We start from the raw sequence: 13343 nt of genomic DNA on the forward strand, positions 1-13343 counted from the left end.
CTAGCAACTGGAACACAAGCATGGTTTTCCCCTACATCTGGAGAGAAAGTGGAAGATACTCCTTTATATGCTAATACAGTTTTTCACCGTGTTATTCCTGGGTTTATGATTCAAGGCGGAGATCCCTTAGGAGTTGGCAGAGGTGGTCCTGGCTACAGATTTAATGATGAATTTAACGACGCCTTAAAACACGATAAGTCGGGGAAATTATCCATGGCTAACAGCGGACCTAACACCAATGGTAGTCAGTTTTTTATTACACATATTCCAACACCTTGGCTTGATGGAAAACACACAGTTTTTGGACAAGTGGTAGACGGCATGGATATAGTAAATAAAATAGGCAATGTTAAAAGAGATAAAGCTGACAAGCCTATTGTTCCGGTTGTGTTAAAAGAAATTCAAATAATAAGCAAATAGTTTATGTGTTCAAGGATTTCTTCATCTAAAACAAATAAACAGCAACAAAGTCGCCTCAACAACTCACCAAATCAGCAACTCAACATTGGTCTTTCCTAATGCATATCCTTTTAGGAAAATATAAAGGTAAAAAACTTCTAGCAGATGAAGCCATAACCAAGCCAACAACTGGTAAAACCAAAGAGGCCTTATGCTCAATCCTTTATGGTAGATTAAAGAAAGCTAAGGTGTTAGACCTTTTTTGTGGCTCTGGTGCTGTTGGTTTTGAATTGCTTAGTAGTGGTGCTGGTGAATTAACAGGTGTGGACAAAGACGTTCGGATGGCAATAAAAAATGCTCAAACTATTGGCTTAACAAACGCTAGTTTTTTTAAAAACGATTGTCTTGTGGCTATTCAGAAATTAGCGGAAAAGAACGAAGCTTTTGATATTATTTTTATCGACCCACCTTATGATTATGCTCAAAAAGATGATTTATTGCTGGCTATCTCTAATTTTGATATACTAGCCCCAGAGGGAGTAATTGTTTTTGAAACAGCAAAAAACACTTTTTTCCCAGAAAAAATCGGTCAGTTTTGTTTTATTAAAGAGTACAGATATGGTTATTCTAAATTAACTTTGTTTGAACATATCAACAAATAAATATTTTAAGAGGTAGTAATGAAAAAGATTGCAGTTTATCCCGGAAGCTTTGACCCCATCACCAATGGACATTTATCCATTATTAAAAGAGCACTAAAGGTTATTGATGAATTAGTTGTTGTCGTCGCACATAATCCTGCAAAGCAGGGTTTTTTCACGATAGAGGAACGAGTTAATTTTTTAAAAGAACTAAATTTGCCAAATGTTAAAGTGGCTCATTTCGAAGGTTTACTAATAAATGCCTGTACTGAGCATAATGCGACTATTATTATTAGAGGACTTAGAGCAATGTCCGATTTTGAGCAAGAGTTTCAGCTTGCTTTAGGTAACAGAAGACTAAGTAAAGACATAGAAACAGTGTTCTTGATGACTAGCCATAATTATTCTTACCTTAGTTCTTCTTTGATTAAAGAAATTGCTCTAAATGGTGGTGACATAAAAGGACTTGTGCCTGATAATGTAAGAGAAGCACTTGAACAAAGACGGAGAAAATAGATGGAAATATTAGAACTTTTAGATGAATTAGAAGCCAAAATATTACAGGGCAAGAAGCCTCTTTTTAATAGCAATCCCAATATTATATTAGTTGATAAACAAGAGGTAATTGACGTTATTGATGTTGTCAAAAAAATGATTAATGAAAAGTATCAAGCATTAAAGGCAAATCTAGAAGATAATCAAATAGTTGATTTAAATAATCAAAAACCTCAATTGTATAAAAACAAGAGACTAGCAGACCAATACGAGGATGTGGAAGCTAAACAAATCATTGAAGATGCTAGAAGCGAAGCAATGGAAATAAAAAAGGAAATAGACGATTTTTCGCAAAAGGTTTTACAGAATTTGAAGCTAGCAGTAACTAAATGTAAAGGACGTTTGGTGAAGTTAGATACAATTATAGATATGACACAAGAAAGAATGGATAAAACAGCATTCTATTCAGAAAAAATGGAGGATAATGACATTGATTAAAAGAGAAGACGGAAGAAAACACAACGAACTTAGACCAATCAAAATTACTAGAAACTACTTAAAACATCCTGATGGCTCCGTGCTTGTGGAATGTGGGAATACTAAAGTTATAGTTACTGCAACTATCGAAACAAATGCTCCTTTTTTTCAGAAAGAAAAAGGCGAAGGTTGGCTAACTGCTGAATATGGCATGCTTCCTGCTTCGACCAATACTAGAATGAAAAGAGAACGAGCCAGTGTCGGTGGCAGAACCATGGAAATTCAAAGGCTTATCGGTCGCTCCTTACGAATGGCTGTTAACCTCAAGGATATGGAAGAACGAACTATTACCCTTGATGCGGATGTAATCCAAGCAGATGGAGGCACTAGAACTGCCGCTATCACTGGAGCTTGGGTTGCTCTTTATGATGCAGTCCAAAACGGTCTTAAAACAAAGAAACTTGAAAAAAATCCTATTAAGCAACAAGTCGCTGCAATTAGTGTTGGTGTTATTAAAGGTCAGCCTATGTTAGACCTTTGTTATACAGAGGATTCTAGAGCAGATGTTGATATGAACATTGTTATGACCGCCAATAACCAATTAATCGAAATTCAAGGCACGGGAGAAAACGCTCCTTTCTCTAAAGAAATTTTAGATGAGCTGTATAGCTTAGCTTCTAATGGTCTGAGTGAGATTTTCAAAATACAACGTGGTGAAAAATAATATAATTCTTATTGGTTTCATGGGCAGTGGCAAAACTACTGTTGCTGAAAAAGTTTGTAGCCTTAATGGGTTTTCACTTGTGGATCTTGACGAAAGAATAGAAGATAAAGAATCAAGAAAAATATCAGAAATTTTTGCCTCTGACGGTGAAGAATATTTTCGTACAATAGAGTCCAAGCTTTTAAAAGATAATTTGGTTTATGAAAAACAAGTCGTTTCTACTGGTGGTGGAATTGTTTTGCAAGAAGAAAATAGAGAATTATTAAAAGAGTCAGGAACTGTCTTTTGGCTATATGCTACAGCTACAACAATATTTGAAAGAATAAAGGATGACAAAAATAGACCTTTAATCAATACAAATAAATCCAAAGAAGAAATTATCCAGAAGATAGAAAGCATGATGTCAGCTCGATTTGAGTTATACAAAGATACTGCTGATGTAATAATCAATACTGACAGATTATCTCCCGAAGAATGCGCGGATGAGATTCTGAAAGAGTATAAGTTATTAACTTAATGTTTATTTGTTTATGCGACTTCGTCGCTGGCCTGCCATGGCGAAGTAAGCCTAACTTGTGCGCCTTTGGCGTAGGCTTACGAAGACTGGTTTATCTGTTTAATCTTTAATTTAACTTGGCACATCGTACAATTCCCGCTGCTACAAGTGTCATTCCCGTGTAGCTACAAGTGTCATTCCCGTGTAGCTACAAGTGTCATTCCCGCGTAGGCGGGAATCTAGTATTCGTTTCTATTATAATATGCTTGCTGAAAATATTAGTTAATGGAATGGATTCCCGCCTGCGCGGGAATGGCTTGCTCTATATTCAAGAAATTTTAGAAATATATTTTTTTATTTAAGATTTAAAGATTTATTTGGATTTTGTCATTTGGGTTTTTGGTTTATTTATGGTTTTAGTTAAAAGCTTTAATTTTTTGCTTTAAGCTACAATCTAGACACTGGAAACTAGTTGCCAGATACTGTAAACTATCTAATAAGATGACTCACCAAAATATGCACAAATTCAAAAAATGGTTTTTAAGCCATTACAATAAAAGTATTAAAATTAAAACAAAAGAAGAAATCAACAACATCTACAAAGCCTGTCAACTGACTAGCTTTATTTATGAAAAGATAATAAATAACGACTTAAAGCCTGGTGTTACTGAACAAGAAATAGCCAAAAAAATTTATGATTATTCCCAACAATATGGAGCAGACAAGAAACTAGCCTTTCCTACCATCGTTGGTTCTGGGCCTAATTCTTCTTTTATTCATAGCACGCCTTCCGATAGGATTATTAGGGAAGGAGATGTTGTGCAGTTTGATATGGGTGTAAAGTATAAAGGTTATTGTTCTGATCTTTCGAGAGTAGTTTATCTGTGCAAAGATAACGGTAAATATTCTTCCAAAATGTATGAAAGATATAAAATAGTAAAAAAAGCACAAAAAAAAGCAGTTAAGTCTTTAGAGTTAGGCATGCCTTTAGTAGATATTCATAAAGGAGCTGTTCGTTACTTTGAAAAAAGGGATTTACATTATTATTTTCAACATAGTTTGGGTCACAGCTTGGGCCGAGATATTCATGAGGCGCCGTTTGTAAATCAAGATTGTCCAATAGATATTTGTCCTGAGGAAGGAATGGTTTTAACGATTGAACCAGGATTATATTTCCCTGGTCAGTATGGGTTTAGAATAGAAGATACAATTTTGATAACAAAATTTGGCTCAATAAATCTTACCAAAGCTACTAAAGATTTCTTCATTTATTAAGGAATTATTGTTGACCGAAAACAGCTTCTTTGGTTCAATATACGTGGCCAGAATGTAAAAGGACTAAAGAGGTCCAAAACATAAAAAAGAAAGGGGAAAAACATGGAAAATTTAGTGCAGATTCCAATGCTTTGGTGGATTGCTCCAATCGGATCTATCATTGCGCTTATTTTTGCTTTCATCTTTTATAAAACATTGATGAGCAAAGACGAGGGTACAGACAAGATGAAAGAGATAGCTCAATACGTTAGAGAGGGGGCTATGGCTTATCTAAGACAACAGTATAAAGTTGTCATAATTTTCTTTGTAATAGCGACAATCGTCCTAGCTATAATGGCCTATGGTCTAGGGATTCAAAACAAAATCGTTCCTTTTGCATTTTTAACTGGAGGTTTCTTTTCAGGTTTAGCTGGTTTCTTAGGTATGAAAACAGCAACAAACGCTTCTGCTAGAACAGCATGGGCAGCAAGCAAATCACTTAATCAAGGATTACAGGTATCCTTTCGTGCAGGTGCGGTTATGGGTATGGTAGTTGTTGGTCTAGGTTTATTAGATATCAGTTTATGGTTTATTATCTTAAAGGTATTAGCACCAATGTTCGGATTAGTTATGGATAACACTACAATAACTGTTGTAATGTTAACTTTCGGTATGGGTGCTTCTTCCCAAGCTCTATTTGCTAGAGTAGGTGGAGGTATTTTCACTAAAGCTGCTGACGTAGGTGCAGACCTTGTTGGTAAAGTTGAAGCTGGTATCCCAGAAGATGATCCTAGAAATCCTGCGACAATTGCTGACAATGTTGGTGACAACGTAGGTGACGTAGCTGGTATGGGTGCTGACCTATATGAATCATATTGTGGTTCAATCTTAGCAACAGCAGCATTAGGAGTTGCAGCTTTCAGAGGAACATCTTTTGAAATGAATTCATTAGTTCTCCCAATGATTATTGCAGGTTTAGGTATTATTTTTTCAATCATTGGTATCTTTTTTGTTAGAACAAAAGAAGATGCGACACAAAAAGATTTATTAAGATCTTTGAACAATGGTGTTTATCTAAGTTCAATCATGATCATTATTGCTAGTGCAATTTTAGTTAACAAATTATTGCCTGGTAATTTTGGAGTTTTCTGGTCAATTATTACTGGTCTTTTAGCAGGTATCATTATTGGTCAAGGCACTGAGTACTATACTTCTCATGACTATCAACCAACTAGAAGGATAGCTGAAGCTGCTAAAACAGGTCCAGGTACATTAATAATTTCTGGTATTGCTACAGGTATGGAATCAACTATGCTTCCAGCTATAACAATTTCAGCTGGAATGTTGCTTGCTTATGGCTTTTCTGGTGGTTTTGTTAACCCTTCTCTTGGTTTATATGGCGTAGGTATCGCAGCAGTTGGGATGCTTTCAACTCTTGGTATCACTCTAGCAACAGACGCTTATGGTCCAATTGCTGATAATGCGGGTGGAAACGCTGAGATGGCTGGATTAGGTGAAGAAGTTAGAAAACGTACAGATGCTTTAGATGCATTAGGAAATACTACTGCAGCTACAGGCAAAGGTTTTGCCATCGGTTCAGCTGCTCTTACGGCACTTGCTTTATTGGCAGCCTACATTGAAGAAATCAGATTAAGCTTACAGCACATTGGTCAAACAACTATTATGGTTGGGGGTCAAGCGATCGATGTTGCAACAGCAACCTTAGCTGATTTTATGGCTTATTACCAAGTTCAGCTAATGAACCCAAAAGTTCTGATTGGTATGATGATTGGTGCTATGTTAGCTTTCCTTTTCTCAGCTTTAACAATGAAAGCTGTAGGAAGAGCTGCTGGTGCAATGGTTGATGAAGTTAGAAGACAGTTTAGAGAAATTGCTGGAATTATGGAAGGAACAGGGAAACCTGACTATGCAGCTTGTGTGGCTATTTCAACTCAAGGCGCACAAAGAGAAATGATGCTACCTTCATTAATAGCAGTAATAGCTCCAATTGTAGTTGGTGTTTTATTAGGTGTGGCTGGTGTTGTTGGTATGTTAGCTGGTGGCCTTTCTACAGGTTTCATGCTGGCAATCATGTTAAATAATGCTGGTGGCGCTTGGGATAATGCTAAAAAGTATGTTGAAACTGGTGCGCTTGGTGGTAAAGGTTCTGATATCCACAAAGCAGCAGTTATTGGTGATACTGTTGGTGATCCATTCAAAGATACTTCAGGTCCATCACTTAACATTCTTATTAAGTTGATTTCTATGGTTTCAATCGTATTTGCTGGTCTAACTGTAAAGTTTGCACCAATGGTATCTGAGTTTTTAGGAATGGGAATTAATTAAGTTAATTAATTAGTTACTGCAAGGTAATAGATTCAAGAAAAGGTCTCTCAACTTGAGAGGCCTTTTTATTATTTAGAGCTCCCTCCATGAGGGATCCTTGCTTCTTTCAAATGTATTCATGAATTTAATTCCCCCTTTATAAGGGGGAAACTGAACGTTAGTGAAGAGGGGGATAGTTTCTTACAGCTTCCAATGCTCTATTAACTGCTTTATCCATATCATAATACTTATAGTCACCTAATCTGCCTAGAAAAGCAATACTTCCTAAAGTGTTAGCTTCAGCTAAATACTTTTCGTATAGCGCAGTAGTTTCCATACTCTGGATGGGGTAGTATGGGTCGTTTTTGCCTTTTTCATAAGCTTCAGGATATTCATAAGAAATAATAGTCTTGTTTGTCTGATTGTTTAAGAAATACTTATGTTCAATAATTCTAGTATATTCATGTTCATTAGGATAATTGATTACAGAATTACTCTGAAAATATTCTTTAGCAACAGTCTCATTCTCGAAACGCTCACTTCTATAGGGCAACTCGCCGTATTTGTAATTAAAAAAACCATCAATAGTGCCTGTGTAATAAACATGCTCAAAGTCATCCATGTTCTTGGAACTGAAGCTAGTTTCTAATTGTAGCTCGATGTTCTCCTGGTCCAACATCTGCCTAATCATTTCCGTATAACCTTGTGAAGGAATCCCTTGGTAAGCGTCCCAAGGAAAGTATCTATCGTCTGTCCCAATATAGACAGGAACGCGTCCAGAAACGCTTTTATCTAGCTCATCTGGTCTTAATCCCCATTGTTTAAGGGTATAGTATAAAAATAAGTTTTCGTAGACAAATTCAGCCAAGAACTGCAGGTCTTTATCCTCAGCGTTCTGAAGCTCTAAGATAGGAACTTTGGAGTCTAATTTGTAGTGTGCTAGAAGTTTATCTTTTAGTTGTTTAGCTTTTGCTTCATCAAATAATATATCAATAGAATTAAAGTTAAAGGGCACAGGAACTTCTTTGCCTTGGATAACTGCTTTTACTTGGTGTTGGTAATCAGTGAAAGTAGTGAATTGAGATAAAAAATCATAAACTTCTTTAATTGACGTATGGAAAATGTGCGCTCCGTATTGATGAACCATTATTCCTTCTTGCCTTTTATCATAGCAATTACCAGCAATATGGGGCTTTTCATCTATAACTATTACTTGTTTTCCAGCGTTAGCTAATTTATTTGCTACTGTTGCACCACTAATTCCCGCTCCAACTATTAATATTTTTTTCATTGATTACTCCTTACCCTTCCGTCCTGTGCTATTTGCACAGTCCACCTTCCCTTAAAAAGGGAAGGATATTATTTTTATATCTATAGTAACACTGTCTTTAACCCTCTCTCAAGGGTGTAAATATATTACCCTTCCGTGCTGTGCTTATCGCACAGTCCACCTTCCCTTAAAAAGGGAAGGATTGTTATTTTTTTGCCTTTCAACCGAGTGCGGAAGCTGAACGAGATGACTTTGTAGTAATTTTCATGCCATTTGATGAAAAATAGTTAGAAAAAAATTGCTCATTACCCTCCCAGAGGTTCTGACATTGATAAAGAAAATAGTGTCAGCTTGGCGGGTGGCTTGAAAAATACCCAAAAGTCACGAAGAGAATTGAAGCACTCTAGATTTTTGGTTACTTTTCATCATGGAAAAGTAACGGTAAATACTTATGGTGATATGAACAATTGAACGTTATAATAGTTCTATCTTATTGTTAATATAAAAAAAGGTGGATTGTTATAAATGTGTGGCATATTTGGATATATTGGAGATAGTGAAGCTAGTGAGAAAATACTCACTGGATTAAAGAAACTAGAATACCGAGGTTATGATAGCATTGGTGTTGCCACAATGGGTGATAAGCTAGAGATATATAAAAATGCTGGAAAAGTTTCTGATTTAGAATCAATAATAACTTTAAAAAACCTTAAAGGAACAACTGGCATTGGACATACTCGATGGGCTACACATGGTGCTCCAACCGAATGTAATGCACACCCACATTTTGATGAAGAAAAAAAAATAGCCATCGTCCATAATGGTATTATTGAGAATTATCAAGAGCTTAGAGACGATTTGATTAAGGACGGCTTTAAATTTACCTCTGAAACAGATTCTGAAGTTATCGTACATCTAATATCAGCATGTTACCAAAAAAGTAAAAACGTAGAAGAAGCCTTTTTATATGCAATAAAGAGATTGCGAGGAGCTTACGCTATTTGTTGTATTACAGAATATGAGCCTTCTAAAATGTTTCTTGCAAAGAAAGCTAGCCCCTTATTGGTTGGTGTTGGCGAGGGCGAAAACTACTGTGCTTCTGATGTTAGTCCAATCCTTAAACACACTAGAAACATTATTTATTTAGATGACAACGAATATGCAGTCCTTACTACCAATAGTGTAATTGTAAAAAATTACAAAAAAATTGTTATTGAGAAGGAAATTATTAGAAGTACTGTTAATATTGAAGACGTAGAAAAAGGCAGTTATGATTTCTATATGATGAAAGAAATTCACGAACAACCAGAATCAATAATCAACACCATAACAAACCGTTGTTTTATTGATGAAGGAAAAGTTAATTTTGACTTTATTGGCATTAATTATAATGAATTATTAAACATTAACAGAATTGTTATTACTGCCTGTGGCACATCTTTACATGCTGGACTAGTTGGAGAGTTTTATTTAGAAAAATTTGCACAAGTACCTGTTGAGGTTGAGTATGCCGCAGAGTTTAGATACAGAAACCCAATCATTGATTCGAAGACATTAGTAATTGCTATTTCTCAGTCTGGCGAAACAGCAGACACCTTAGCTGCTGTACTTGAAGCCAAACAAAAGAAAGCTAGAATTATTAGTATTTGCAATGTTCCTGGTAGTACAATTGCTCGTGAATCAGACGGAGTTATTTATACTAAAGCAGGAGTGGAAATTGGAGTTGCCTCAACAAAAGCCTTTACTACTCAAATAACAGCTTTATATATGTTTTCAATTTTTCTAGCAAGAATTAAATGGATAATAAACAAAGAGGAAGCTAAAAATCTATTAACTAAACTTTATGAAATACCTGAGCTAATCAGAAGAATTTTACTTAAAGAAGAGCATATTTATAAGATTGCTAGCAAATATTACACAAGTCAGAGCTTTTTATATTTAGGGAGAGGAATCAGCTTTCATGTAGCACAAGAAGGTGCGTTAAAAATGAAGGAAATCTCTTACATTCACGCTGAAGGATATTCAGCTGCAGAAATGAAGCATGGCCCAATCGCTTTAATTGACGAAAATATGCCAGTTGTAGTTATTGCTCTTAAAACAAGAAGTTATGAAAAAATTATTGGAAACATTTCAGAAGTAAAGGCAAGACAAGGCAAAGTAATAGCCATTGCAACGGTTGGTGATACAAATATCAAAAATTTAGTAGATGATGTGATTTATATACCTGATTGTGAGGAAGAATTATCCGCCATACTTTCGGTAATTCCTTTACAATTATTAGCCTATTACACGGCTATACTTAGGGGTTGTCATGTTGACCAGCCTAGAAATCTTGCGAAGAGCGTAACGGTGGAGTGATGGTTAATTTTAAAGAAAAAAAATTAGTTGTAATTAAAATAGGTTCGAATATCCTTACTACTAAGGATAAAAAACCTGATTTAAATAATTTAAGAGACCTAGTTCATCAAATTAGCCAAATAAAAAAATGTAACAAAAACCTAGTTATTGTTTCCTCTGGTGCGATTGCTTATGGTACAGAAGGTTTAGGTATGCTTCCAAAAAGCATTCAAGAAAAGCAAGCAGCTGCTGCTATTGGACAAGTTGTACTGATGGAAAATTATCAGAATTTTTTTGCCAGAGAAGGCATCAAAATAGGACAAATACTTTTAACTAAAGATGCTTTACTTGATGAACATCGTGCTGAATTTGCTAGAAACACTTTTAATACTTTGCTGGAAAAGGGAATTGTTCCAATAGTAAATGAAAACGATACGGTTGCTGTTGAAGAGATAAAATTCTCTGATAACGATAATTTATCCTCAATGGTTGCTGTTTTATTGAAAGCTGACCTGCAAATCTTTTTATCAGATATTGATGGGCTGTATGATTTAGACCCTCGCGTGCATGAAGATGCCAAAAAGATTAAAAGATTAACTAAGGTTTCTGATGAAATGATTGCACAAATCAGTGCCTCTGTTTCTGCTGTTAGTCGAGGTGGGATGAAGTCAAAAGTTCAGTCAGCTAAATATTTATTAGAAAATCACATAGATGTCATTATCGCCAACGGTAGACAGCCTAACATTTTATTAGACCTCTATGAGGGGCAAGAATGTGGAACTTGTTTTATTGGAGAGAGTGCCGATGTCTGATGTTTTACAAAAAAGCCAACAAGCAAAAGAAATCTCTAAATTTTTAATAACTGTTTCCACTGAACTAAAAAATAAAGGACTACAAGCAATGGCTGATGCCCTAAGAGAGCAGCAACAGCTTATTATTTCAGCAAACAAGAAGGATTTACTGCAAGGCGAAAAAGATAATATTGGCAAAGCGTTATTAGATAGACTGGCTCTTAACGAACAACGCATCGAAGATATGGCTGTTGGACTTGAGATAGTTATTAATTTACCAGATCCCATCAATGAAGTAATGGAAGAATGGGATAGACCAAATGGACTAAATATTTCAAAAATTAGAGTTCCCATTGGCGTAATAGCAATTATTTACGAAGCTAGACCAAATGTAACAGTAGATGCTGCAGGACTCACATTGAAGACTTCTAATGCAGTAGTGTTACGAGGTTCTTCTTCGGCAATAAACTCCAACAAAGCCATTGTAAGTGTTTTAAATAAAGCATTAGTTTCTGCAGGCTTTCCTCTTAATACGATAAATCTGATCGAACATACTTCCAGAGAAACAGTTACCGAGTTAGTAACACTTAAACAATATATCGACCTTGTAATACCAAGAGGTGGTGCAGGATTAATAAATGCTGTGGTTAATTCCTCAACTGTTCCATGTATTGAAACTGGAATTGGGAATTGTCATGTTTTTATTGATAGTTCAGCAAAGATAGACAAAGCAATTCAGATTGCCATCAACGCTAAGGTCCAGCGACCAAGTGTTTGCAATGCTGCTGAATCATTATTAATACATCAAGATGTTGCTAATAAAGTGTTGCCTTCTATTATTAAAGAATATTTTGCAAATGCTGTTGAAATTTATGGATGTGCTCAAACAAGGAAATTTTCTGATAAAATACTTCCTGCAACTGATAAGGAATATGCCACAGAGTTTTCTGATTACAAGATTTCTATTAAAATAGTTGATAGTGTGGACGAAGCAATTTCGCATATAGATAAGTTTGGAACAAGACACACTGAAGCTATTGTGTCTGAAAATAAAGAATCTATAGCTTTGTTTAGCAATAAAGTTGATGCTTCATCAATTATGATTAATGCCTCAACAAGGTTTACAGATGGGTTTGAGTTTGGCTTTGGTGCAGAGATTGGGATAAGTACGCAAAAAATGCATGCAAGAGGTCCTATGGGACTTAAAGAACTTACTACCTACAAATATGTTGTTACGGGTGACGGACAAGTAAGAGAATAGTTAATAAAAAAGGAGTTGGAAATATGTTTAAAGTAAAAGTAGAAGTTATGTTAAAGGACGATGTTTTAGACCCACAGGGCAAAACAGTTAGCCGTTCACTAGACCATTTAGGATATAAAGGTTTATCTCATATGAAAATAGGAAAATATATTGAGTTTATGATCGACAACAATGACGAGGCTACTGTAAGAGCTCAAGTTGAGAAAATGTCTAAGGAAGTTCTTTCCAATCCAGTAATTGAAAAATATGAATTTTATATGGAAAGGGTCTAACATGAAATACGGAGTTGTTGTTTTCCCAGGGTCAAACTGTGACTCTGATTGTTATCATGCAGTAACTGACCAGTTACATGAAACTGCTACCTATATTTGGCATGAAGAGTCTTCCTTGCCTAAAGGTCTAGATGCAATTATTTTACCAGGCGGGTTTTCCTACGGTGATTATTTAAGATGTGGTGCTATTTCCAAGTTTTCTAAGATTATGCAAGAAGTTATCAAGTTTGCGAACAATGGTGGTTATGTTATTGGTATCTGTAATGGCTTTCAAATCCTTACAGAATCTGGCTTATTACCAGGTGCACTATTGATGAATACTTCTCAGAAGTTTATTTGCAAAACCGTTGAATTGGAGGTTGTAAATAACCAAACAGCTTTCACTAAAACTTTTTCTTTGAATGAAAAAATTAACGTACCTATTGCCCATGGGGAAGGGCGCTTTCACATCGACAAAAAGGGGTTACAAGATTTAAAAGATAATAACCAAATAGCTTTTAACTATGTAGATAATCCAAATGGTTCTGTTGCTGATATTGCGGGAATATTTAATAAGCAAAAGAATGTCTTGGGGATGATGCCCCATCCGGAAAGGTGTCTA

At 35.5% G+C, this 13343-nt stretch carries 13 protein-coding genes and 1 pseudogene; 13 read left to right on the forward strand and 1 reads right to left on the reverse strand.

The window, feature by feature from the left end:
* From PHF25_03735 to PHF25_03770, 8 genes are all read left to right on the forward strand, one after another.
* On the forward strand, positions 1 to 420 hold a 420-nt coding region (locus tag PHF25_03735; protein ID MDD4527133.1), incomplete at its 5' end, for a peptidylprolyl isomerase.
* Positions 421 to 518: 98 nt separating this feature from the next.
* Positions 519 to 1061, forward strand: a complete 543-nt coding sequence (rsmD, locus tag PHF25_03740; protein MDD4527134.1) for a 16S rRNA (guanine(966)-N(2))-methyltransferase RsmD — start codon at positions 519 to 521, stop codon at positions 1059 to 1061.
* A gap of 18 nt (positions 1062 to 1079) precedes the next feature.
* Positions 1080 to 1556 carry a pantetheine-phosphate adenylyltransferase gene (gene coaD, locus PHF25_03745; GenBank protein MDD4527135.1) on the forward strand — a complete coding sequence of 159 codons (477 nt, stop codon included), beginning with the start codon at positions 1080 to 1082 and terminating at the stop codon, positions 1554 to 1556.
* Positions 1557 to 2033 carry a hypothetical protein gene (locus tag PHF25_03750; protein MDD4527136.1) on the forward strand — a complete coding sequence of 159 codons (477 nt, stop codon included), beginning with the start codon at positions 1557 to 1559 and terminating at the stop codon, positions 2031 to 2033.
* A complete protein-coding gene (rph, locus tag PHF25_03755; GenBank protein MDD4527137.1) occupies positions 2020 to 2736 on the forward strand; it encodes a ribonuclease PH in 717 nt (238 codons plus the stop codon). The genes PHF25_03750 and rph overlap by 14 nt, the downstream gene beginning before the upstream one ends.
* On the forward strand, positions 2726 to 3253 hold the full coding sequence (locus PHF25_03760) for a shikimate kinase (GenBank protein ID MDD4527138.1): 528 nt from the start codon (positions 2726 to 2728) through the stop codon (positions 3251 to 3253). Before rph ends, PHF25_03760 begins: the two co-directional genes overlap by 11 nt.
* 480 nt (positions 3254 to 3733) lie before the next feature.
* Positions 3734 to 4507: a M24 family metallopeptidase gene (locus tag PHF25_03765; GenBank protein MDD4527139.1), complete on the forward strand. Its 774-nt coding sequence runs from the start codon at positions 3734 to 3736 to the stop codon at positions 4505 to 4507.
* Between the two features lie 102 nt (positions 4508 to 4609).
* The gene (locus PHF25_03770; protein MDD4527140.1) at positions 4610 to 6832 is read left to right on the forward strand and encodes a sodium-translocating pyrophosphatase; all 2223 of its coding nucleotides are present in this window, start codon (positions 4610 to 4612) and stop codon (positions 6830 to 6832) included.
* A gap of 157 nt (positions 6833 to 6989) precedes the next feature.
* Here the strand turns inward: PHF25_03770 and glf are convergent, their stop codons facing one another.
* Positions 6990 to 8102 (reverse strand): UDP-galactopyranose mutase, encoded by a 1113-nt coding sequence (gene glf, locus PHF25_03775; GenBank protein ID MDD4527141.1) that lies wholly within the window; start codon positions 8100 to 8102, stop codon positions 6990 to 6992.
* 504 nt (positions 8103 to 8606) lie between these two features.
* On the opposite strand from glf, the gene glmS reads away from it, so the two are divergent.
* From glmS to purQ, 5 genes and pseudogenes are all read left to right on the forward strand, one after another.
* On the forward strand, positions 8607 to 10439 hold the full coding sequence (gene glmS, locus PHF25_03780; GenBank protein MDD4527142.1) for a glutamine--fructose-6-phosphate transaminase (isomerizing): 1833 nt from the start codon (positions 8607 to 8609) through the stop codon (positions 10437 to 10439).
* On the forward strand, positions 10439 to 11230 hold the full coding sequence (gene proB, locus PHF25_03785; GenBank protein MDD4527143.1) for a glutamate 5-kinase: 792 nt from the start codon (positions 10439 to 10441) through the stop codon (positions 11228 to 11230). The genes glmS and proB overlap by 1 nt, the downstream gene beginning before the upstream one ends.
* Complete coding sequence (locus PHF25_03790; protein MDD4527144.1) at positions 11223 to 12470, forward strand: glutamate-5-semialdehyde dehydrogenase; 1248 nt, start codon at positions 11223 to 11225, stop codon at positions 12468 to 12470. Before proB ends, PHF25_03790 begins: the two co-directional genes overlap by 8 nt.
* A 23-nt stretch (positions 12471 to 12493) precedes the next feature.
* Positions 12494 to 12742: a phosphoribosylformylglycinamidine synthase subunit PurS gene (gene purS / locus PHF25_03795; protein ID MDD4527145.1), complete on the forward strand. Its 249-nt coding sequence runs from the start codon at positions 12494 to 12496 to the stop codon at positions 12740 to 12742.
* 1 nt (position 12743) lies between these two features.
* Positions 12744 to 13343, forward strand: a pseudogene (gene purQ / locus PHF25_03800) (phosphoribosylformylglycinamidine synthase subunit PurQ).

The sequence above is a fragment of the Candidatus Margulisiibacteriota bacterium genome, assembly GCA_028706105.1.
GTDB lineage: Bacteria > Margulisbacteria > Riflemargulisbacteria > GWF2-35-9 > DYQY01 > DYQY01.